Annotated in this window: 19 protein-coding genes; 12 read left to right on the top strand and 7 right to left on the bottom strand. The window is 39.6% G+C overall.

All coding sequences use genetic code 11. The annotated features are described in order from the left end of the window. Positions 1–22 precede the first annotated feature (22 nt). The 4 genes from BW142_RS09815 to BW142_RS09800 are packed head-to-tail and all read right to left on the bottom strand — an operon-like array spanning position 23 to position 4,627. Positions 23–826, bottom strand: coding sequence for a DUF1338 domain-containing protein (locus BW142_RS09815; protein ID WP_076924759.1), 804 nt, complete (start codon positions 824–826; stop codon positions 23–25). Between the two features lie 36 nt (positions 827–862). Beyond that, complete coding sequence (gene astD, locus BW142_RS09810) at positions 863–2,329, bottom strand: succinylglutamate-semialdehyde dehydrogenase (protein WP_076924758.1); 1,467 nt, start codon at positions 2,327–2,329, stop codon at positions 863–865. Between the two features lie 7 nt (positions 2,330–2,336). Continuing rightward, complete coding sequence (gene astA, locus BW142_RS09805) at positions 2,337–3,371, bottom strand: arginine N-succinyltransferase (RefSeq protein WP_076924757.1); 1,035 nt, start codon at positions 3,369–3,371, stop codon at positions 2,337–2,339. Positions 3,372–3,421: 50 nt separating this feature from the next. After that, positions 3,422–4,627 (bottom strand): aspartate aminotransferase family protein, encoded by a 1,206-nt coding sequence (locus tag BW142_RS09800; protein ID WP_024598141.1) that lies wholly within the window; start codon positions 4,625–4,627, stop codon positions 3,422–3,424. Positions 4,628–4,822: 195 nt separating this feature from the next. On the opposite strand from BW142_RS09800, the gene BW142_RS09795 reads away from it, so the two are divergent. Further along, positions 4,823–5,251 (top strand): Lrp/AsnC family transcriptional regulator, encoded by a 429-nt coding sequence (locus BW142_RS09795; protein WP_076924756.1) that lies wholly within the window; start codon positions 4,823–4,825, stop codon positions 5,249–5,251. A gap of 29 nt (positions 5,252–5,280) precedes the next feature. On the opposite strand, the gene BW142_RS09790 is transcribed toward BW142_RS09795, so the two are convergent. Beyond that, positions 5,281–6,225, bottom strand: a complete 945-nt coding sequence (locus BW142_RS09790) for a hypothetical protein (RefSeq protein ID WP_076924755.1) — start codon at positions 6,223–6,225, stop codon at positions 5,281–5,283. A 383-nt stretch (positions 6,226–6,608) separates the two neighbouring features. Between BW142_RS09790 and BW142_RS09785 the strand changes: the two genes are divergently transcribed. The 10 genes from BW142_RS09785 (at position 6,609) to rluF (ending at position 22,206) form a co-directional block, all read left to right on the top strand. Continuing rightward, on the top strand, positions 6,609–6,911 hold the full coding sequence (locus BW142_RS09785; protein ID WP_076924754.1) for an isoamylase early set domain-containing protein: 303 nt from the start codon (positions 6,609–6,611) through the stop codon (positions 6,909–6,911). A 9-nt stretch (positions 6,912–6,920) separates the two neighbouring features. Further along, positions 6,921–8,915 carry a 4-alpha-glucanotransferase gene (gene malQ, locus BW142_RS09780; protein ID WP_076924753.1) on the top strand — a complete coding sequence of 665 codons (1,995 nt, stop codon included), beginning with the start codon at positions 6,921–6,923 and terminating at the stop codon, positions 8,913–8,915. Next, a complete protein-coding gene (gene glgB, locus BW142_RS09775; RefSeq protein WP_076924752.1) occupies positions 8,916–11,156 on the top strand; it encodes a 1,4-alpha-glucan branching protein GlgB in 2,241 nt (746 codons plus the stop codon). Then, on the top strand, positions 11,149–13,212 hold the full coding sequence (gene glgX, locus BW142_RS09770) for a glycogen debranching protein GlgX (RefSeq protein ID WP_076924751.1): 2,064 nt from the start codon (positions 11,149–11,151) through the stop codon (positions 13,210–13,212). Before glgB ends, glgX begins: the two co-directional genes overlap by 8 nt. Further along, on the top strand, positions 13,205–15,742 hold the full coding sequence (locus BW142_RS09765; protein ID WP_024598135.1) for a glycogen/starch/alpha-glucan phosphorylase: 2,538 nt from the start codon (positions 13,205–13,207) through the stop codon (positions 15,740–15,742). Before glgX ends, BW142_RS09765 begins: the two co-directional genes overlap by 8 nt. A 14-nt stretch (positions 15,743–15,756) precedes the next feature. Continuing rightward, positions 15,757–17,058, top strand: a complete 1,302-nt coding sequence (gene glgC / locus BW142_RS09760) for a glucose-1-phosphate adenylyltransferase (protein ID WP_024598134.1) — start codon at positions 15,757–15,759, stop codon at positions 17,056–17,058. 83 nt (positions 17,059–17,141) lie between these two features. Continuing rightward, positions 17,142–18,677: a glycogen/starch synthase gene (locus tag BW142_RS09755; protein WP_076924750.1), complete on the top strand. Its 1,536-nt coding sequence runs from the start codon at positions 17,142–17,144 to the stop codon at positions 18,675–18,677. An 89-nt stretch (positions 18,678–18,766) separates the two neighbouring features. After that, entirely contained in the window at positions 18,767–19,981 is a 1,215-nt protein-coding gene (locus BW142_RS09750) for an HDOD domain-containing protein (protein ID WP_076924749.1), read from the top strand. A 30-nt stretch (positions 19,982–20,011) separates the two neighbouring features. Beyond that, positions 20,012–21,082, top strand: a complete 1,071-nt coding sequence (locus BW142_RS09745; protein ID WP_076924748.1) for a DUF418 domain-containing protein — start codon at positions 20,012–20,014, stop codon at positions 21,080–21,082. 86 nt (positions 21,083–21,168) lie between these two features. After that, positions 21,169–22,206 carry a 23S rRNA pseudouridine(2604) synthase RluF gene (gene rluF, locus BW142_RS09740; protein WP_076924787.1) on the top strand — a complete coding sequence of 346 codons (1,038 nt, stop codon included), beginning with the start codon at positions 21,169–21,171 and terminating at the stop codon, positions 22,204–22,206. 190 nt (positions 22,207–22,396) lie between these two features. Here rluF and BW142_RS09730 read toward each other — a convergent pair whose 3' ends face one another. Continuing rightward, the gene (locus BW142_RS09730; RefSeq protein ID WP_076924746.1) at positions 22,397–22,981 is read right to left on the bottom strand and encodes a hypothetical protein; all 585 of its coding nucleotides are present in this window, start codon (positions 22,979–22,981) and stop codon (positions 22,397–22,399) included. 135 nt (positions 22,982–23,116) lie between these two features. Further along, positions 23,117–23,284 (bottom strand): hypothetical protein, encoded by a 168-nt coding sequence (locus tag BW142_RS09725; RefSeq protein ID WP_253188815.1) that lies wholly within the window; start codon positions 23,282–23,284, stop codon positions 23,117–23,119. A 242-nt stretch (positions 23,285–23,526) separates the two neighbouring features. Between BW142_RS09725 and BW142_RS09720 the strand changes: the two genes are divergently transcribed. Next, complete coding sequence (locus tag BW142_RS09720) at positions 23,527–23,859, top strand: PBPRA1643 family SWIM/SEC-C metal-binding motif protein (RefSeq protein ID WP_010552992.1); 333 nt, start codon at positions 23,527–23,529, stop codon at positions 23,857–23,859. Positions 23,860–23,925: the final 66 nt, after the last annotated feature.

Raw genomic sequence — 23,925 nt, 5'->3', positions numbered from 1 at the left:
AAATAAAGTACTTTAGGTTTTGCTATCGAGCGTTGGTGCTTTCAAATATTTTGTCAGCTGAGGCTGCAACAAAACCAGTATAAAGCTCACCGTCGGCTTTAGGGTAACGAATAGCAAACTCATAAAAACAGCTAGGGATGCTCATATCACCGTCACTAAAGGTAACAGAGTATTCATCAGCAAGTGTTGACGATTGCTCTAGTAACACCTCTGGTGAGCCTTTAACTTCGCCGCCTGACGTATTAAGCGAAAAGCCAGCGTCTTTTAGGGCTTGGTTAACATCATGAATGTTATCAAACTTAGCAAGCGTATTAATATTTACGGTAAAGTGATTGGCGCGGTAGCCCCACGCCGACATCCACGCTGCATATTCGCTTTCAGCTAGCAGCTGCTTATAAGTATCGGTGCTTACTTGCCAATGCGTGCCTGAATACAAAAAGTTATCAGCTGTTACTGCGCTTTCATCAATTTTGTCAACCATGTCGGTTACGATGGCTTGTAACTCAGGCGAGCATTTTTCAACTAATAGCTCAGAAATAAACACTTTTGGCTGATTAGGATCGCTATGCTCGTAGTGCTTTGCGTAGAGTTTTTTAGCTTCAAAGTGGTATTCACCACATTCTTTGTAACCAATCGCTAAAAAGTGAGCCGCGAGTTTTTCAAGGCCGACCTTTTCAATATTAAATGTACGCAGTGCAATATGATCGTTAATAATGTCATCTTTTTGCGTTGACCCTAAAAGGTCATGAATTTTGTCTGCCGATGGAGTTACGTTTAAGTAATTTTCCCAAAGGTTATTAAATAATGTGTTTACATCAGTATGCATATCAAATCCTTAAATCTTAAAATTTGGTTTTATTGCTTATTCAATTATTAAGCCCGGCGCTAGGGTTTGCGGTAAGCTCACTTTGTCTGATTCAACAGACGCTACAGGGTATGCGCAGTAATCAGCGGCGTAATAGGCACTTGCTCTGTGATTACCACTGGCGCCAATACCGCCAAATGGAGCTGCGCTTGAGGCACCCGTAATAGGGCGATTCCAGTTAACAATACCGGCGCGAATACGCTTTAAAAAGTGAGTGTAATCATCTTCACTATCGCTAAGTAAACCAGCGGATAAGCCAAAGCTTGTGTTGTTGGCTTCAGCAATGGCGCTGTCAAAATCGTCAAAGCGATATACTTTAATCAACGGTCCAAAATGCTCTTCATCTGGCATGTCGGTAACGTGTGTTACATCAATAATACCCGGGCTTACAAAACCTGTGCCTGGTTTTAATTGCTTAAGCTCAACAAGGATTTGCGCGCCTTTTGATACTAATTCACTTTGCGCAGCAACCATGCCTAATGCTGCTTTTTCGCTTATCATTGCACCCATAAAAGGCTGCTCTGTAGCAAAGCTGTCATCTACAACTATATATTTAGTTGCGCTTATTAGCTTTTCTAAAATAGCATCGCCGTTGGCTGATTTTTCAATAAATAAGCGGCGTGCACACGTACAGCGCTGACCTGAGGTAATAAAGCCTGATTGAATAATATCGTGCACAGCAGCGCTTACATCACTCACATCTTTTACAATTAGTGGATTATTACCGCCCATTTCAAGCGCTAAAATCTTACCGGGGTGTCCAGCAAACTGTTTATGTAGTAAGTGACCTGTGTTCGAGCTACCGGTAAAAAACAAGCCATCTATATCTTTATGAGAGGCAAGTGCTTTACCTGTTTCAATTTCACCTTGCACAAGGTTAATAACGCCTGCAGGTAAGCCCGCTTTTAGCCAAAGTGAGAGGGTAAATTCTGCCACGTGCGGCGTCAGTTCTGATGGCTTAAATACCACGGTGTTGCCAGCTAGAATTGCAGGAACAATATGTCCGTTTGGTAAATGCCCAGGAAAGTTATACGGGCCAAAAATAGCCACAACGCCATGCGGTTTGTGTCTAATAAACGCTTTAGCACCGGGCATTGGGTTTTCGGTTGTACCGGTACGCTCATGGTAGGCTTTTACAGATATAGCTACTTTACCTGTCATTGCGCCTACTTCGGTGCGGGTTTCCCATAATGGCTTTCCTGTTTCGCGTGCAATTATGGTCGCAAATTCTTCGCTGTGTTCTTTTAATTGTGCTGCGAAGCTTTCAAGAATGACTATACGCTCTTCAAGTGGTTTGTCAGCCCATTGTAATTGCGCAGCTCTGGCTGCTTTTATAGCCGAATCTACTTGCTGGGCGTTTGCGCCATTACCTTGCCATACCACATCGCCATTACTTGGATTGATTGACTCAAATACTGGGCCAAGGCCTGTATGCCACTGGTTATTAATTAGGTGTGTATTCATAAATTATTTACAGGCGGAAAAATCGCGCTGCGTCTCCTTGGCTTAAATTAAGCGCCTTAGCCACATCTTGGCTAATGACGAGAGTATGTTTCGCATGATTGTAATGTGCGTCTTTGGTAAATGTTGCTCTAAAGCCACTTACGCCTTGATTACATACAGCCAGCGTATCTGAGCTATTTTGTGATATGTGATCAAGCTCACCAATAGTAATAGGGCAAACTTGAGAGTCGCGAATGCTGCGAATATTACCAAGCTTTGCTTCAACCGTTGGGCCTGCGTCAAATAAGTCAACGTAGCCTCTGTGCTCAAAACCTTCTTTTTCTAATAATTTTAGCGCAGGTTTTGTTTTTTCATGGACATGGCCAATAACAGCTTGGGCTTTTTTGCTAAGCAAGTTCACATAAATAGGGTATTTAGGCATTAACTCGCTAATAAATACCTTATCGCCTAAGCCCACTAAGTGATCCGCTTCTGGAAATTCGATACTAAAAAAGTGTTCTTGCAGCCATTGCCAAAAAGGAGAATGGCCGTCTTCGTCGCTAACACCGCGCATTTCTGCGATAACAGTATCGGCGAAACGCTCGCTATGCTGAGCCATAAACAAAAAGCGTGAACGCGATAAAAATCGACCCGTTAGGCCTTGACGACTATTTTCGCGCAAAAATAATGTGCATATTTCAGAGCAGCCTGTGTAGTCGTTACACATGCTTAAAATATCAACGGTGTTATATACATTTAAAGTAGGTGAGTGGTGTACTGTTTTACCTAAATGATAATGATATAAAGGCACCGATAAACCTACCGCAGCTTCTATAGCGGTTGTACCAATAACGTCACCTGTTTCGCTGTCTTCTAAAACAAATAAATAGCTTTCATCAAGTGGCTGGTTAATGTTTTTGGCAAAGCTTTTTTCAGTACGTTCAATTTTTTCTTTAAGCTGTGCATCGTCCACAGGCAAAGAGGTAAACCCATGGCCTGACTCAATTGCTATTTGTTTAAGCGCTTCAAAATCATTGGCAGTAATAGGACGTAATACTTGCATTTATTGCTTGCTCCAATAGCACGCCAGTAGGCGTGCTAATTTAAACTATATTAACCGTTTACTACATCGCTAACCGCTTTTTCAAAGCGCGCTAAGCCTTCTTTAATATCTTCAAACGGAATAACTAAAGACGGTGTAAAGCGAATTACATTCATGCCAGCTACAAGGTTCATTAAACCATTATTAGCACTTGCTACTAAAAAGTCGCGTGCACGGCCTTCAAATTTGTCATTTAATACTGCGCCAATTAATAAGCCTTTACCACGCACTTCACTAAACACGTTGTATTTTTCGTTAATTGCGTTTAATCCGTCACGGAATAATTGCTCGCGCTCTTTAACACCGTTTAGTACATCTGGTGTATTTACTGTATCAAATGCAGCTTCTGCAACAGCACATGCAAGTGGGTTACCACCGTAAGTAGAGCCATGCGTACCAATTTTTAAGTGCTCAGCAATGTGTGTGCGAGTGATCATAGCGCCAATAGGAAAACCACCGCCTAATGCTTTTGCCGTTGTTAAAATGTCAGGTACAACCTCTAAGCCTTCGTAAGCGTATAAATCGCCTGTGCGGCCAACACCTGTTTGCACTTCATCAAAAATAAGTAGCGCATTGTGTTTAGTACAAAGTTCACGTACTTTTTTGGCAAAACCATCTGTTGGTGAAATAATACCGCCTTCACCTTGCAATGGTTCCATCATAACTGCACATGTTTTATCGCTGATCAGCGCTTCAAATGCAGCAATGTCATTAAAGTCACAATGTACTATGTCAGCAGGTTTTGGACCAAAGCCATCTGAGTAAGCGGCTTGTCCGCCAACGGTTACGGTGAAAAAAGTACGGCCGTGGAAACCTTTATTAAATGCAATTATTTGCGTTTTTTCAGCGCCGTAAACATCAAGTGCAAAACGACGGGCTAGCTTAAGCGCCGCTTCGTTTGCTTCTGCGCCTGAGTTTGCAAAGTAAACTTTATCAGCAAATGTGGCTTCAACCATTTTTTGAGCTAAACGAAGTGCTGGTTCATTAGTCATAACATTCGATAAATGCCAAATTTTTTCGCCTTGCTCTTTTAATGCTTTAACTAATGCAGGATGACAGTGACCCAAACAGTTAACGGCAATACCACCAGCAAAATCGATAAACTCGTTATTATTTTGATCCCACACGCGTGAGCCTTCACCGCGAACTGGGATAACAGCAGAAGGATTGTAGTTTGGTACCATTACGTCGTTAAATAAGTCTCTTGTTACTTGCATTTTGTACACCTAAATTGAAGGGCTTAGATAAAAGATTAGTTGCTAAATCAAAGAAGAATATAGCCTTTATTCTTCAGCAAACACGTTATTATTTCTTGTAGGGCGTCATTATCGAAGGTTAGCTGTTAAAATTGCAGTGCTATTTTGTGAAAAATGATTAAAATAAAAGTCAAAATGACGAAATAAATAAGCATTATGATAACACCACAAGATGAAAAGCTACTATCTGTATTAAAAACAAACGCAAGAGCCAGTATTTCAGACCTTGCTCGCATGCTTGATTTATCTCGTTCAACGGTACAAAGCCGTATGCTTAAATTAGAAGAAACGGGTGTAATTAAAGGGTATAGCGTAGATTATGGAGATGACTACCTCAGTAAAATGGTATCAGCTCATGTGTCTATTAAAGTTAAGCAAAAATTAACAACTAAAACAAATATTGAGCTTAAGCAAATTGATGCAATTTCGCAGCTCTATGCCATAAGTGGTGAGTTTGACTTAATTGCTGTGGTACAGGCTCAAAATTTAGAGCAATTAAGCCATTTACTTGACGATATAGGAAATCTTAATGGAGTAGAGCGCACAACGTCATCGGTTATTTTAGAGACTAAATTTAAGCGATGAACCAGAGCATTTATGATCCCAGCAGCAAATTACTTTGTTGCTGCATTGATTGTGATAGGTGTTGTTTTTGCTCTTTTAATCACTTCTTTGGTTGCTTCATCTAATTTTATAAAATAAGCATTACCGCCAATTCCTTTAAACTCTTCATCTGTAAATACAATGGTGTTGTCATCAAAAAAGGTGACCGCTTCTTTTTGTGTAACAATTCCTAAATCTATTTTTGAAACATCACCAGAGAAAAATTTATCACCTTCAAAGTTTTCAAATAACCAAAGACTGGTTGAATCAAGTAAGACTAATTTTTTACGATCAGGGCTAAGCGCTGCAGAGGTTATCCAGCATAGTTTTTCAAGCGTGGTACATGTTTTAAAAGAGTCGATTAACTCAGCCTTAAAATTAGCCGCATGATCGCCTACTTTATACACTTTAGTAATACCATCGAAAGGCTCAGTACGGTTTTTGGTAAATAAATATAAGTGACGACCTAGTGCTACAAATGCCTCTAAATCAAAATTACGGTTATTAGGTTTTATTGGACTGCCATCCATTTCGGGGTAGGTGAACTTGATTATTTCGGCTTGGGTTGTATCTGTTTTTATATCTATCGGGTTTTCTATTTTATAAATAGTGAGCCATCTACGGTCGTTTTTGTTATTGCCAAAATCCCCTAGAAAAAAGTGCCCAAATTTATTTTGGGTCATATCTTCCCAGTCAATATTTTTAGCGTTTTCAACTAGTATTTCTTTGGCGATAGAGCCATCTTGATTAAGGCGGTAAAGCTTGGGTTCATTGCCTCCGTCGTTTATCGCCCATAAACGTTTTTGTTTATCAAATTCAATACCTGAGATTTCTTTTAATTTAGGATCAACTGAGATTTCTTTTTTACTATAAAGGGTATAGATTGAAGAACCAACAAGTGTGGCTATTATTAAAAAGGCGATTGCTATAGTTATTAAAATGCTTTTTTTCAACATGAAAATTATGATATTTCAGAGTATTAAGATGCTGTGTATTATCACTGATGAAAGTACATAACAAAAGGGTTTTATAAATTTAGGCAATACTTTTGGATTATTTCACGTTAAATTCAGTTAAATAAATAATATGTGATGTACGCTTAGTTGGTTCAAATATTGCTCTGTACTAATGAGCTTTTTAAAAAAGATTGTTTATATACTAACCGCACTTTTTAGGTGCAGAAAAAATGAATTGTTGCACTGTAATAATGCGTAAATAAAGTTTTGGTTAACTTAAAACGTGTTTAATGATTTTGAATGGAATCCACATCGCCTTTTTGTTTAGTTGTATGGCCTGTGGCAAAGATTAAGTACCCTTTTTGGTTTAGTTGGAGCCTGCTATGTTGAATAAACGTTTTTTTAAAACAAAAGATGAAGCTGAAGTAACCTTTGAATTCTCTCATCCTGAGGCTGAAGAAGTTTGCTTACTAGGTGAATTTAATGATTGGCAACCTGTGCCAATGAAGCTTAATAAAAAACAAGGTGTGTTTAGATTTAAGCAACGCTTACCTATCGATAAACAATTTCACTTTCGTTATTTAATAAATGGAGACATTTGGGATAACGACCACCAAGCTGACGGTTATATCGGCAATACATTTGGCACAGAAAATAGCATAGTAAATACTCAACGCACTAATTAAGGCGATTCAATGGATGCTCTCTCGCAGTTGTTTTACCTGCATGGTATTGGCTTTGAATTCACTAAGTATACAGGTGAACAAGTGTTTTTTAGCGAAGACACGCGTAAACGTGCTTTGCAATGTTGTGGTGTTGATACAAATAACGAAGCTGAAATAACTCAACTCACTTATGATTTAGATGCATCGCTTTGGCTGGATTTAGTACCCAGTGTGAGTTTAGTTGAGCAAAAAGCATGTGTGTTAAAGCTTCGTATAGATGAACGTCAGCAGTATTTAGCCGCTAATATTAATGTCCCTTCTCTTGGGATGAATATAGCTCTTGAAAATCTTTATAATTTGGCGGTTACAGGTGAATATTACTTACATGGCGTTCGCTATGTTGAGCTTGCACTGCCTTTAAAAACGATGCCAATTGGCTATCATGACGCTAACGTTCAAGTAGGTGAGCAGCATGCAATTACGCAACTTTGGTATGTGCCTGAGCAAGTTTACCAAGTTGAAGACAAAAAGCGCACTGGGTTATCTATTCAGCTTTACACATTAAAAAATAAAGCGCATTTAGGTATTGGCGACTTTGACGATTTACTAACGCTTACAAAATTATGTAGCTCGCAAAATATGGATTATATATTACTTAATCCACTGCATTTGTTATTTGCAGATATGCCAGAACGCGCCAGCCCTTATAGTCCTAATAGTCGCGCTTTATTAAACCCTCTTTATATTTCTATAGTATTAAGCGAAGACGCACAAAATAACGCAGCGTTGCATGACCTCATGCAACGAGACGATGTAATTACACTTATAAAAAGTAATGATCAATTTATAGATTATGAAAATGTAAGCCGTATAAAGTATGCGTTATTTGAGGCGCTTTATAATCAGTTTGAATTAACGGCAAGTGATGAGCGTCGCCGTGCATTTACAGATTTTTATGATACTCATTCAACTACGTTAAAGACCCTCGAATCAGATAACTTAACATTTGATTATTACTTGCAGTGGCAAGCGCATATGCAATTGGCATTGTGTCAAAAAAGTTGTGCAGAGCTAGGTATGGCAATTGGCTTAATTAACGACTTAGCCGTTGGCTGTGCGGGTGATGGGGCTGAATTTAAAAATCAAAAGCCACTGTTTAGCCAAGGTGCAAGTGTAGGTGCTCCACCTGATCCATGGGCCGAAGCTGGCCAAAATTGGGGGCTTCCAGCACTAAATCCTCGAAGTCTTAGTAATAATCACTACCAATATTATCGCTCGCTCATTCGCGCAAACATGCAAAATGTAGGTGGACTTAGAATTGACCACGTAATGGCTATTAGGCGCTTATGGTGGTGCTTTGAAAATAATGGCGAACAAGGTGGCTGTTATGTTTACTACCCGTTTGAGCACTTACTCGCCATTTTAAAAATTGAATCACATATTAATCAGAGTATTGTTATTGGAGAAGATTTAGGCGTTGTGCCGCCAGAGGTAAGGCAGGCTCTAGCTTCAAGCGGTATATTTTCTAACAGCTTATTTTATTTTGAAAAACAACACAGTGGAGAGTTTTTAGCGACAGATGAGCTAGCAGCACAGTGTTTGTTAATGATAGCCAATCATGATGTACCTCCTTTTACAGGTTGGTGGCAGCATGCTGATTTAAATATTAAGCAACAATACAAGCTTATAACTTGCAGTGAATACGAGCAATTAAAGCAACAACGAATAGAAGAGCAGCATAGGATACTCCGATTTATTAATCGCCATACCAATACGACCGAGCTTTTATTAGATAGTAATTCAGTCGAAGTATATAACGCACTAGCATTGTGTTTGGCAGGTTCTCAATCGCGTCTATTTGCAATTCAAATAGACGATTTAGATGAGCAGAAATACCCGGTTAATATCCCCGGGACAGATAAAGAATATCCTAATTGGCGACGTGTATTAACGCATACCAGTGAAGAAATATTTACTAAAAATGGCTCACTTTTAGCTGCTATCGATTCAATAAGGAAAAGTTAAATGAGCAGTACAATTAATAAAAAATCGTCAGCACAGGACAGCTCAGTAGAAGAAAATAGCTATGATGCACAAGTACATGCATTAAATACAGGACGATTTAAAGACCCATTTAGCTTTTTAGGGGCACATAAAACAGATGCCGAAGTTGAAATCCGTCTTTACTTACCTTGTGCAATAAACGTAAGTGTTACATTAAATAATAAAAGCATTGAGGCGCAGCGCTACCAACAAAGTGACTTATTTATAGCTAAAGTTGATGCTCTACCCACCGCGCCTTATCAATGCATTGCTAAGTACACAAATAGCAGCACTACCTTTTATGATGAATATAGTTTTGAAAGCACACTTGATGCAGAGGCAATGTATTTATTTAACGAAGGCAGCCTTGAACATGCTTACTCTCATTTTGGTGCACATTTTAGTACTCAACAAAACGTAGAGGGTGTGCGCTTTTGTGTATGGGCACCCAATGCAGCAAGTGTTTCTATTATTGGTGAGTTTAATTTTTGGCAAGCTAATCGCCACTTTATGCGTTTTCATCCTGCAAGTGGTGTATGGGAGTTATTTGTACCGGGTCTTAAAGCCGACATGTGCTACAAATTTGCAATTACCGCGCAAAGTGGAGAAGTACTCGAAAAAGCCGACCCCTATGCCTTTAAAATGCAACAAGCACCGGGTACTGCAAGTGTTCTTCAGTATAAACCGGAACCTATAAAGCTTGGCGAAAAGGCACTTCAAAACAGGCAAAAACGCAATCATATTGATGCGCCAATTAGTATTTATGAAGTGCATTTAGGCTCATGGCAACGCGCTGAAAACAACCGTTATTTAAGTTACACAGAGCTTGCTGACAAACTCGTTAGCTACGCCCTTGAAATGAATTTTACTCACTTACAACTTATGCCAATAAGTGAATACCCGTTTGATGGTTCGTGGGGGTATCAGCCTGTTGGTTTATTTGCTCCTACTAGCCGTTTTGGCGACTACAACAGCTTTAAATACTTTGTAGAGCAGTGCCATAAAGCGAATTTGGGTATTTTACTTGATTGGGTACCAGGGCATTTTCCTAGTGATCCGCATGGTTTGCACCGATTTGATGGCACTCATTTATATGAGCATGCCGATAAGCGCCAAGGTTTTCATCCTGATTGGAATACCTACATTTATAACTACGACCGCCCTGAAGTTAAAAGCTTTTTGATTTCAAATGCTATGTATTGGTTACATCAATTTGGATTAGATGGTCTGCGTGTAGATGCCGTAGCCTCTATGTTGTATTTAGATTACAGCCGAAAAGAAGGCGAGTGGGTTGCTAATTGTTATGGCGGGCGCGAAAACTTAGGTGCAATTGAGTGTCTAAAGCAAGTCAATATGCGCAGTTATAAAAACAACCCCGGCATTATGATGGTGGCTGAGGAGTCAACAGCGTGGCCGGGTGTCACCCAAAGTGTTGAGCACAACGGTTTAGGCTTTGGCTATAAGTGGAATATGGGTTGGATGAACGATAGTTTGCATTACATGCAGCACGACCCTCTTTATCGTCAGCATCATCATCACGAAATGACTTTTTCGATGGTATACGCTTTTAGCGAAAACTATATATTGCCATTAAGCCACGATGAAGTAGTACACGGTAAAGGCTCGTTAATTGAAAAAATGCCAGGCGATGATTGGCAGAAATTTGCAAATTTACGCGCTTACTACGCATTTATGTGGGCACACCCGGGTAAAAAACTCTTGTTTATGGGCGGTGAAATTGCTCAGAGAAAAGAGTGGGGGCACGATCATTCTATCGATTGGCATTTACTTGAGCACCAAAGTCATAACGGTATAAAGCAAACCGTAATAGCGCTAAATACTGTTTATAAAAACCAACCCGCGTTGTATGAGTTAGATTCGAGTGCGGCTGGCTTTACCTGGATAGATAACAATAATAATCAGCAGAGTATTTTAAGTTTTGTCCGCTATGCTAAAAACGCAAAAGACTTTGTGGTTGTTATTGCTAATTTTACCCCCGCGTCATATGAAAATTATGTTATTGGCGTACCGAGTAAAGGGCGTTACAAGGTTATCTTAAATACAGACAATACTCAGTTTTTTGGCTCTGGCGTTGAGGTAACTAAAGATTCATCGCAGATAGTTCACGCTACAAATGAATCAAATCATGGCTTTAAACACAGTATTTCAATTGCCATTGGTGGCTTAACAACTATTTACTTACAAAAGGTTGATGATGAGTAACCGATTTGATGTAGCCCCCGGTAATGTAGAACCGCTAGGCTCTAGTGTTATCAATAATGGAGTTAACTTCGCGCTTTATGCGCCAGGTGCAAGCCAAGCTTATGTGTGTTTGTTTGATAAAAGTGGCCATTCAGAAATCCTAAAAATGGCGATGAATATTAACGAAGGTGGCATTTGGAGTATTCATATTTCGCCATTAAACGCCGGCGCACTTTATGGTTTTAGAGTCGAGGGTGAATATAACCCTAAAAATGGCCAACTGTTTAACGAAAATAAGCTACTTATAGATCCATATGCAAAGGACTTGTTTGGTGAGTTCACATGGAGTGAACGCCATTATGGGCAAATGCCAATTGGTACTAAAAGCACCGTAAATAATGCGATTGATATACCTAAATCAAAAGTAGCTGCTCCTACGTTGTTCGCGCATAAAAAGCCAAACCACCTTTGGTCAAACACGGTTATTTACGAGTGCCATGTTAAGGGAACAACGTGTCGTCATCCTAAAATACCTAAATCTCTACAAGGGAAGTTTTTAGGGTTAAGCCACCCAAGCTTTATTGAGCACTTACAAAGCTTTGGCGTTACAGCAGTTGAGCTTTTACCTGTTCATTCTTTTATTAGTGAGCAATTTTTAACAGGAAAAGGGCTGCAAAACTATTGGGGTTATAACACGCTTAACTTTTTTACCCCCCATAAAGACTATTTGGTAAACGACGATATAAACGAGTTTAAGCAAATGGTGCGCGAGCTTCATGCTGCCGACATAGAAGTTATTTTAGACGTTGTTTATAACCATACAGCAGAGGCAGGGGCCGATGGCCCAATATTATCGCTAAGAGGCTTTGATAACTTAGCGTATTACCGCACAGTAGAGGGTCAGCCTAATGTATATATAAACGATACCGGCTGTGGAAATACTATAAATATTGATCACCCTAAAACACTACAACTTGTTCTTGATAGCCTTCGTTATTGGGTTGAGGTAATGGGGGTTGATGGTTTTAGGTTTGATTTAGCGACGATTTTAGGGCGTTCAAAAGCAGGCTTTAGCTCTGCACATACTTTTTTACAAGTGGTAGCTCAAGACCCTGTGCTTAATAAGGTTAAGTTAATAAGTGAGCCTTGGGATATAGGTCCTGGTGGCTATCAGTTGGGTGCATTTCCGCCGCCATGGCGAGAATGGAACGATCAATATCGCGATGTAATTAGACGTTTTTGGCAAAGTGAAACGGGCATTATTGCCAACGTTGCAAAACGTTTGCATGGATCGTTTGATATTTTTGAGCACAGCCAACGTGGACCACTTAATAGCATTAACTTTATAACGAGTCATGATGGTTTCACGCTTGCCGATTTAGTGAGTTATGAGGAAAAGCATAACGAAGCTAATGGTGAGCAAAGCAGAGATGGACACAGCGCAAATCATTCGTTCAACTGTGGAGTAGAAGGCTTTACTAGTGACTCAAAAATAAACGCACTGCGTTTGCAGCAACAAAAGAACTTTTTACTTACTTTGATACTCTCAAAAGGTGTACCCATGATTGCCGCTGGCAGCGAAATGGCGCACTCTCAAGGGGGTAATAACAATGCTTATTGCCAAAATAATCGCACTAGCTGGCTTGCCTGGAAAGATTCTCAACTTAATCATTCGCTAACACGATTTATTGATGATGCTTTAAAAATTAGACGCGCGCACAGTGCGTTCAAACACAGTGTATTTTTAGATGATATAGACGAGCGTTTTACCGTTAAGTGGTTTACCGAACAAGGTAAAACCATGACCGACGCTCATTGGCATGAAGATACCAGACAGTTTTTAATGTATAGCTTACTTGATAAGCAAAACAATCATGCATTACTGATGGTATTTAATGCCAGTAAAAAAACAGTTTTTTGCCAAATGCCGCCTTCGCCTATTAATGCGCCGTGGCAAATGGTTTTATCAAGTGTAAATAATGCATCTGTGAGTAGTAATGAAGATGCGATGGTTGAAATTTCAGCACAAAGTAGTTGGGTTTTTAGTGCTAATTTAGAGGATGTAAGTCATGGCTAAACAAAGTGAACAAGTGTGTGTAGTAAAGGGCTGGCAAGAAGGTCCTGTTATAGATGAAAGTACGCTTAAAGATGACTTAACACGGCATTTTTATTATACCCTAGGTCGCGATAAGGTCGGCGAATCAAGACTGTATTTATACCATGCTTTAGCGCTGACTATTCGCGACAGACTTGTTGCCCGCTGCAGAGAAACGAATCAACAAATTAAGCAAGAGAAACGCCGCAAAACGGCTTACCTTTCTCTTGAATTTTTAATGGGACGTGCGCTGGGTAATGCAATACTAAACCTAGATTTAGACGACCAAGTTGCTGCTGCATTACAAGAATACTGCACAACAGTAGAAACGCTTGAAGATGCCGAGCACGACGCAGGCCTAGGTAACGGTGGTTTGGGCCGCCTAGCTGCTTGTTTTTTAGATAGCTGTGCAAGTCTTGCGTTACCGGTAATTGGTTATGGTCTTCGTTACGAATACGGCATGTTTAACCAATCAATCAAAGATGGCAACCAAATTGAGCAACCAGATAACTGGCTGCGCGAAGGGCACCCATGGGAGCTAAGCGCGCCAGAGCATGCAAAACGTGTGAAATTTGGCGGTTATGTGCAAAGTTACACAGATAAATTTGGCCGAGAGCATCGCCAATGGATGAGTTCACAAGATGTATTAGCTGTACCTTACGATGTCCCTGTCCCAGGTTATAAAAACAATATTGTAAATACGCTACGCTTATGGAAATCAGAAGCGACAGACGAATTTAATTTGACCGAATTTAATGCAGGCAGTTACTCAGAAGCCGTCGCACAAAAAAACCTAGCTGAACAAATTACCATGGTGCTGTATCCAAACGACAGCAGCGAAAATGGAAAAGAGCTTAGATTGCGCCAACAATACTTTTTATCATCTGCAAGTATTCAAGACGTAGTTGATCAGTGGGTTTCCCAACATGGCGAGAGCTTTAGCGACTTTGCTGACTTTCATGTTTTTCAGTTAAACGACACGCACCCAAGTATTGCTGTTGCAGAGCTGATGCGTATTTTAATTGATGATTACGAACTTGATTGGAACGATGCGTGGCAAATCACCACCAAAACGATGGCCTACACAAATCATACGCTACTTCCTGAAGCGCTTGAAAAGTGGTCTGTTTCGTTGTTTTCAAAATTATTACCACGCATTTTAGAAATAGTTTACGAGATAAACGCACGCTTTTTAGCACAAGTTGCACAGCAATGGCCGGGTGATGTTAATAAACAGCGTGCATTGTCGTTGATTGAAGAGGGCGATGAGCCGCAAATTCGTATGGCTTACTTAGCCATTGTAGGTAGTTACTCTGTAAATGGCGTGGCAGCACTGCATACCGAACTGTTAAAAGCGGGCCTATTTAAAGAGTTTTACGCGCTGTGGCCTGATAAGTTTAATAACAAAACAAATGGTGTTACACCAAGACGTTGGCTTGCACATTGTAATCCTGTTTTAAGTAAATTAATCAGCGAAAAAATTGGTCATGACTGGGTTAAAAACTTTTCAACAATTAGCGACCTACGTCGTTTTTACGATGACAAAGCATTTCATGGGCAGTGGCAAAATGCTAAACGCGAAAACAAACAGCGTTTAGTTGATTTAGTTAAAGCGCGCTGCGATGTTGATTTTGACGTATCGATGATGTTTGACGTACAAGTAAAGCGTATTCATGAATACAAACGTCAGCTATTAAACATACTTCATGTGATTCATTTATATGACCGCATTCGCCGTGGTGATACCCAAGGGCTTGTTCCTCGCTGTGTTTTATTAGGTGGTAAAGCGGCACCGGGTTATTACATGGCTAAAAAAATTATTAAGCTTATTAATAACGTGGCAGAGGTTATAAATAAAGATCCGTTAGCAGCCCCGTATTTACGCGTCGCCTTTTTACCTAATTACAACGTAACCGCTATGGAAGTTATTTGCCCTGCAACCGATTTGTCAGAGCAAGTATCTACTGCAGGCAAAGAAGCGTCGGGTACTGGCAACATGAAGTTTATGATGAATGGTGCATTGACGATAGGCACGCTCGATGGTGCAAACATTGAAATTAGAGATGCCGTTGGTGCAGACAACTTCTTTTTGTTTGGGGCACAAGCGCATCAAATTGATGATATTAAATCGCGTTACAATCCTGAGCACTTAATCGCACAAAATAGCGATTTAAATAATGTAATGCACTTACTCGAAAGCGGCCATTTTAACTTGTTTGAACCATGCTTATTTGACGATATAACAAATGCAATTAAGAGCCCGCACGATCCATGGCTTGTTGCGCACGATTTTGAAAGTTATGTAGCAGCTCAAAAAGAAGTTGATAAAGCTTACGCAGATCAAACCTACTGGACACAAATGAGTATTTTAAATACGGCAGCCAGTGGAATGTTTTCAAGTGATAGAACCATAAGCCAATACAGTGAAGACATTTGGCATTTAGAACCCCTCAATATTAGTGAAACAGACTTAACGACAACTAAAAGCCATGCCACTAACAGCCTAGACTAAATGGAGAGAGTATTATGCCCAATTATGCAAATCGCTACATAAGTAGCCTAACCAGAGAAACTTACGCGTTAATACTGGCAGGCGGACGCGGTTCTCGCCTGCATGAGCTAACCGATTGGCGAGCAAAGCCAGCAGTTTACTTTGGTGGTAAACATCGAATTATCGATTTTCCACTATCAAACTGCATTAACTCGGGCGTGAGACGCGTTGGTATTGCCACACAATATAAATCGCATTCATTAATTCGCCATGTAAACCGCGCGTGGGGCCACTTTAAAAAAGAGCTGGGTGAGTCGGTTGAAATACTACCTGCATCTCAGCGCCAAGGTGATGATTGGTACTGTGGCACCGCCGATGCTGTTTTTCAAAACATAGATATTATTCGCCACGAACTGCCTAAATATGTGATGATTTTGTCTGGAGATCATGTGTACCGCATGGACTATGGGGCTTTATTGGCTGAACATGTGCAAAAAGGGGCTGATATGACGGTATGTTGTATTGAAGTGCCTGTTGAAGAAGCTGCAGACACATTTGGTGTAATGACCGTTGATGAAGAAAATAGAGTGTGTCGTTTTGATGAAAAACCAGCAATGCCGAGTTCTGTACCTGGCAAGCCAGGTACATGTTTAGCATCAATGGGAAACTACATTTTTAATACTGAATTTTTGTTTGAGCAACTTAAGAAAGATTCTGAAAATGAAGGTTCTGGCCGAGATTTTGGTCACGATATTATCCCCGCGATTATAGAAGAGCATAATGTATTTGCGTTCCCATTTAGAGATCCAAATCAAGAAGGGCAACCTTATTGGCGCGATGTAGGTACGCTAGATTCATTTTGGGAAGCTAATATGGAATTAGTAATGCCAGAGCCACAACTTGATTTATACGATCCCACGTGGCCAATATGGACATATCAAGAGCAGCTACCACCTGCTAAGTTTATTTTTGATGACGATGATAGACGCGGTATGGCCTTGGACTCAACCGTGTCGGGTGGGTGTATTATTTCGGGCTCCGCAGTTAGAAAATCCCTCTTGTTTTCTAATGTGCATGTTCGCTCATTTTGTACCATTGAGCAGTCGGTAATTTTACCCGGTGCAGTTATAAACCGAGGCTGTAAAATTAAGCGTGCGATAATAGACAGAAGCTGTGAAATACCTGCAGGCCTTGAAATAGGCTTTGACCCTAAAACAGATGAAGAAAACGGCTTTAGGGTATCTAAGAAAGGCATCGTTCTTGTTACTCGTGATATGCTCACTGAGCTTGCAAAAAAGTTAGAGCGCCAAGCGCGTGAGAATAAAAAACTAGCGTAACAATAAGTTAAATATTAAGCACGACAACAAAGCTTGCTCATTCATGAGCAAGCCCACACAGGTTTAAAGGAAGTAGTAAATTAATGCATGTATTAATGGTTGCAGCAGAAAATGACGCGTTACCAGGCGCAAAAGTAGGCGGTGTGGCAGATGTAGTACGCGATGCCCCAAGGGCGCTCGCAAAGCAAGGTATAACGGTTGACGTTGTTATTCCTGACTACGGGTTTGAGCCGCTTGAGCGTATTTATATAGGTGAAGTAACCGTTGCATTTAATGCTCAACCGCATGTATTAACAGTTTTTAAAGTACAACAACCCCAAAATAATGTAAGCCAAATTGTTATTAGCCACCCGCTATTTAGTGAATCAGGCAGTGTATATTGTAATGATGCACCGGGGAGGCCTTTTGCAACTGATGCGACAAAATTTGCTTTATTTAATGCGGCCGTCTGCGAAGCATTATTACAAGGTGTATTAAAGCGCCCTACAGCGCTACATTTACATGATTGGCACAGCGCCTGCGTTGCAGTTTTACTTAAGTTTGAGCCACGTTATAGCTCACTTAATACCTTACCCATTGCCTACACAGTGCATAATATTGCACTACAAGGTATAAGACCCTTTAAACATGATGATTCAAGCTTAGAGGCGTGGTTTCCGTCACTTAGTTATAATGGCCAGCAACTATGTGACCCTCGTTATCCGCATTGCTTTAACCCTATGCGCAGTGCAATAAATCTGTGCGATAAAATACATGTTGTATCACCAACCTACAGCCAAGAGGTTCTTGAACCTAGTAATTACGAGTATGGTTTTTTTGGTGGCGAAGGGCTTGAGCAAGATCTGCAAAATGCAGCAAGCCAAGGTAAGCTTGTCGGTATTTTAAACGGATGTGAATATCCAAGCAATGCACTTGAAGGAGCAACTCTCGCCGATTTTTATAGCCAAGCCGAGAACACTTTATTTACTTGGATGGCAAATAGCGAGCAGTTACAAAGCGGCTACTATATTGCCCACCAACGACTACAGCAATTTAAAGCAACGATTAATAATGGCCCATTAGTCACAAGCGTTGGCCGACTTACAGAGCAAAAAGTGTTGTTATTGTGCCAGCAAGTTAATGGCGCTTTAGCTATTGATAAAGTGTGCCAAGTTATTAATGAATATAACGGCAGACTCATTGTTTTAGGTTCGGGTGACAAAGAACTCGAAAGCATATTTACCAAAGCAATGGCGCGTAATTCTAATCTTTTATTTTTGAAGGGTTATGGTCAAGGTGTTGGCGATTTAATGTATCAACTAGGTGACTTATTTTTAATGCCAAGCTCGTTTGAACCTTGTGGCATTAGCCAAATGCTAGCAATGCGTGCCGGGCAACCCTGTTTAGTACACAGTGTTGGCGGATTAAAAGACACGGTAAAACATCATGAAAATGGTTTTAGCTTTAATGGCGACACGTTAGCAACACAAACGAGTAATTTAATTAGCTGTTTAGTCGAAACTCTCTTAATTAAAAAGCAGAATCCTAAAAAGTGGCATAAAATTAAGCACAGCGCAGAGCAAATGCGTTTTTCGTGGCCGCAAGTGGCAGCTGATTATATAACAACCTTATACCGGTAAATCGTTACTGTATTGCAAAGTTTAGTGACAATTGTGCCTGCTTAGGGTTTAATTACTTAGTATTATATAAAAACTAAGAAGTAGGTAATGTGTCTGTATTTGTTGCAAGGCAAGCAATATTCAATCGAAGAAAAAAAGTAGTAGCCTATGAGCTACTTTTTCGTGATAGTCCTAAAAATTATTTTCCAGATATTGCCGAAGGCCAAGCAACAGCAAGGCTTATTATGGAAAATCAATTAAATTTAGGTACACGTCATATTACATCAGGCAAAAAGGCACTTATTAATATAGGGCCTGAATCATTAAAACTCGATTTATGTGCTTTTTTACCATGCCAAGATGTTGTTATTGAGTTGCTCGAAAGCATTGAACCTACCGACGACAACTATGAACTATGCCGAGGCTTATTTCACAGTAACTATAAGCTCGCACTCGATGACTTTGTGTATAAACCACAGTGGGATCGTTTTTTAAAGCTTGTGAAGCTCATTAAATTTGATATTGCAATTACACCTCTTAGTGAAATACAACCCATAATTAATAAGTTACAAACGCATAAACAAATAAAAATACTTGCCGAAAAAATAGAAACACAAGATGACTATAAGCTAGCCTTTGATATGGGGTTTGATTATTTTCAAGGCTATTTTTTTGCAAAACCCACCATGATAAAACAAAACGACATTGACTATGACTATGGTTTAGTTGTCGCTATTTACGCCGAAATAATGAAAACAAGTCCAGATATAAAAACTATATCTGGACTATTTGAGCTTGATGCTGCACTTGCATATAAATTGCTGCGTTTAATTAACAGTGGCGTTTTTCCTATACAAAGCCAAATATCGTCATTGAAGCAAGCGCTTGTGTATTTAGGGCATGAACGCCTTAAAAAGTTTGTCAGCCTTATTGTTACTGCTCATACCGCAGGTAAAAAACCTGCAGAGCTAATGCAAGTGTGTGTTGTACGTGCTCGTTTTTGTGAGCTTTTGGCAAAAAAGGTTAATAAGAGCCAGTCAGGCGAAGCATTTTTAACTGGGTTATTTTCGTTGCTCGATGCAATCCTTGATCAACCTATGAGCTTGCTTGTTGAAAAACTACCTTTTCCTGATGAAATAAAAACGGCATTATTAGGGGACAAAAACACACTGTATTATATTTTAAATGTTGTTAAAGCATACGAAACAGGAAGCTGGTGGGCACTTGAGCAAGCTGTACTTTTGCTAAATATAGATAGTGCTATACTACCTCCACTTTACCAGCAGTCGGTCGATTGGGCTGACAGTTATAAGAACAATATTTAACGGATAATAGCTTTAATGCGCAATTATAATATGGACTTTATTCGCGGCGTTGCCGTGCTTGGCCTAGTTTACATGAATGCTTACGCCTTCGGCCTTTTTGAATACGGATATACCTCCTTAACTAATCCTCCTGTTAGCGACTCAATTATTCATACCTTTAGCAGCGTTTTTGTAGACGGGCGTTTTAGAACGCTGTTTAGTTTGCTTTTTGGTGCCGGGCTTTACATTCAGTGGCAACGTTATAAGTCTGAATTGCAGTTAAAAAGCAGACTTTATTGGTTAATCCTCTTTGGGTTAGCACATGGTTTTTTACTTTGGGCAGGTGATATTTTATTTGTTTACGGTGTATCTGGCTGGTTTGTTATTAAATATTTAGAGAGTGATAACAGCGTACTTTTAAAAAGAGGACTTGAGTTTATTTTGTTATCGGGGGTAGCTACTTTTCTTATAGTATCTAGCGTACCCGATGAAGTGATTTACCGCGATTCAGCACAGTTTATAGATTTATATAACCCACACTATATTGATTACTTTATTAGTAACCTAGCTATGAACACATTGATGCTTGTTATGGTGCCAATAATGACAATGTGGATGTGCGTGGGTCTTATGCTCATTGGCATTTATTTATATAAACAAGACGTTTTTAGTAAAGGCTTAACGACTCAGCAATTAATAGTTTGCGGTGTAATGACCCTTGCTTTTTGTGGAATCAGGCTTTATGCATCACAGCTTAATGGCAGCTTAGGGTATGGGGTGCAAGAGTTTGTAAATATGTTTGCAGCCCTGACTATGGCTACGCTGTATATTCATCTAATTGTTAAATTTTGCAGTAACAGCGCACACGTTGGCACACTTATTCAACAAGCAGGGCGCTTAGCATTTACTTTATATATTAGCCAAACTCTCGTGCAATTATTGTTATATAAAGTGCTATTTACGCATTGGGTGCTCAGTTTTGATCGTATTGACTATTGGTTAGTTGCATCGGCATTAGTTGCGCTGCAGCTCATATTTACCTTTTTATACAGTCGCTATTTTAATCAAGGCCCGCTTGAATTTGTATGGCGTAAATTAACGAAAGCAAAAATTAATGCTTAAACACCTATAAATAGTAAATTAGGGGCGAAAAAATAGTGTGGGTGGTTTACACTACTCGCCTTAAAAATTACTACGCTATAAGTGCCATGACCGAATTAAAACGTTTAAATAAATTTATTAGTGAAACAGGATTTTGTTCACGCCGCGAAGCCGATAAATATATTGAGCAAGGTCGTGTCAGCGTTAATGGCTACTCGCCAGAAATGGGCGTAAAAGTTGCCGCTACCGATGTTGTATTAATTGATGGTAAGCCTCTTAAAGCCACGCCGAAGCGCGTTTACATTGCCTACAATAAACCCGTTGGCATCACGTGTACTACCGAAAGTAAAATTCAAAGTAATATTATACGAGCAGTTAACTATCCAACGCGCATATTCCCAATAGGGCGCTTAGATAGACCGTCTGAAGGGCTTATATTTTTAACCAACGAAGGCGACATCGTTAATAAAATTTTGCGTGCTGGCAATAATCACGAAAAAGAATACGTTGTTACGGTAGATAAACCGCTTAATCGTCAGTTTGTTACAAAAATGGCGAATGGTGTGCCTATTTTAGATACCGTCACTAAAGAATGTAAAGTAACGCAAAGCGGCCCCAAAGAATTTAAAATAGTACTTACCCAAGGCTTAAACCGTCAAATACGCCGCATGTGTGAATACTTAGGCTACGAAGTTGTAACCTTAAAACGTACGCGCATAATGAACGTAACACTTAAAGGTTTAAAAGTAGGGCAGTGGCGTCATCTATCAGATATTGAAATGGCGCAAATAAACGATTCGATTTCTGACTCAGGTAAAACCCAAGAGCACTCGCTTGATGCTAATAAGCAATCAGAAAATAATGCACCTTTAGCACCTAAAAAACGTGATTTTCAGGGCGAAAACCCACGACGCTTTAATAATGGTGATCGAAATAGTGAGCGTAGTAATGAGCGAAACACAAATCGTAACTCTGAGCGTAGCAATGCTAACGGAGAGCGCAAAAATGAGCGAACTAATACTCCTTACCAAAAGCGCTCTACAACGTATGTGGGTAAGCCAAAAAGCATTAAAGAAAACAAATCGTCTAATGCTAAATCAGACTCAAAACCAAGCTCAGGCCGTATTCTCAGCCTAAAAAAATAGTGTGCAGCTAAATGATTGTATTATACCAATCTGCTTAATTAATTGAGCTATTTTGAGGTAAGAAAACCGTGTCGATAACAAGGCAAAAATTTCGTTATTTAGTTGTTCTATATAAGAAATTTTTAACACAGTTAGCGTCAGGTTTAAGCCCTCAAATTGATCAAGTATTATTGCGGATTGGTATTTATCACTACCACTGTATTTCTTGTACTATATTACCCAGTGGGCTTGTAACGCCCACTAAATTTACGTTGTTATTTTGCAAACTCACCAACTTACTCTTATCTAAATACCATCTAAAACTGTGTTTCCTGTAGCTTTTTAAGTCAAGCACAGTCAGTTTTGAGCAACTGTATTCATAATCAGTTGGGCAAGTACCTACTTCAAGTAATTGATATTCTTGCTGCCATATATTGTCGCTGTATTTATTGGCAAGTAACTTTGCTGAAATACACACCGACGTCCACAACCATAAGTAAATTAAAATAGGCAAAAACAGTGGTATAAATGCGCTGCGGAACTTCCCATGTACATTAATATAATCTTTGACCGTATGTTTAAATTCAAAGTTACTATTATACTTTTTATATAAGTGCCTAAATAAAACTACCGACAGCACTATCGTCATTATAGGAAATAACGTAAACGTTAAAGTGTCATACATACCATTGGGGATAAAAGCGAGATCGGCTTGTTCATCCCATGCAAGTAAAGCCAGTGGGGGAGCCGTTGCTAAAAGTAGCAGGGCGCTATTGAATAGTTGTTTAAAGGTCACAGGTTATCCGCTTATAAAGTGTTGCTTTGTATGAAGCCTCAATTAGCTCTTAAGTGCTAAAACCGATGTAAAATAAGAGTATACCTAAATAAATTGCAATCGCAGATAATGCGTTTTTAGAGCGCAGGCGCTTAATTAGGGCGTGTGTGCCATCAACCATACCGGAAATAACCAGTAATATGCCCCTGTAAATCGGTAGTTGTTTAAGTTTACGTTACCATTATCGTCAGTTATAAAACGTAAATAACCAAAAAGTATAAAAAGGCTGCCCGCTATTAGTACTGCAATTTTAAAGTTTTCCAAGGCTTTTCCATAATATTGAGTTAGATATTAAAACGCCACTGAGTCTAGCTAGTATAATTTTACTATATTTCGAATTCAAATTTTGCCTAAATCCATTAAATGTCCTCATTATGTCGCTATATTAGGCGTATATACGCTAAAGCTTGATTTATATTGTGCATTAGCAAGTACACCTTAGTTATATGTTGGGTAAGCTGTTAAGATGCGCCGTCTTAATAATGCAGAAAGGTTATAGAAGTAACATGTCAAAATTTTTCTTTATGGGTAAGCCCGACATAATGGGTAAAAATAACAGTAATGGGTTTGCGCCAAATCGCACCGCAAAGGTAGGCACAGAGTTACACCCGTTAACGCTAATTGTAAACTCAGCTGAACGACAATCAGAAATAGAAGCCATATTAGAAGAGCATTCGCTGTTTGCTTCAATTGAAGTTAAAGCAGACGTACCAGAAGATATTCGCGAACTAGACTTTGCGCTTAGTAAATCAACACCACAAGTATTTGATAAAGTACCAGAGCGTAACGCACCTTGTGTATGTGGTAGTGGCAAAAAATATAAAAAGTGTTGCGGTTAGTTTCTTAACAACTAAATATGTAGCCTTTCTTTTTTCATCGGTATTAAATAAAAATGCCACAGGATT

The organism is Pseudoalteromonas sp. EB27, assembly GCF_001974875.1.
Lineage (GTDB): Bacteria > Pseudomonadota > Gammaproteobacteria > Enterobacterales > Alteromonadaceae > Pseudoalteromonas.
The sequence above is the reverse complement of the archived record's forward strand: the minus strand, read 5'-3'. Positions and strand labels throughout refer to the sequence as shown.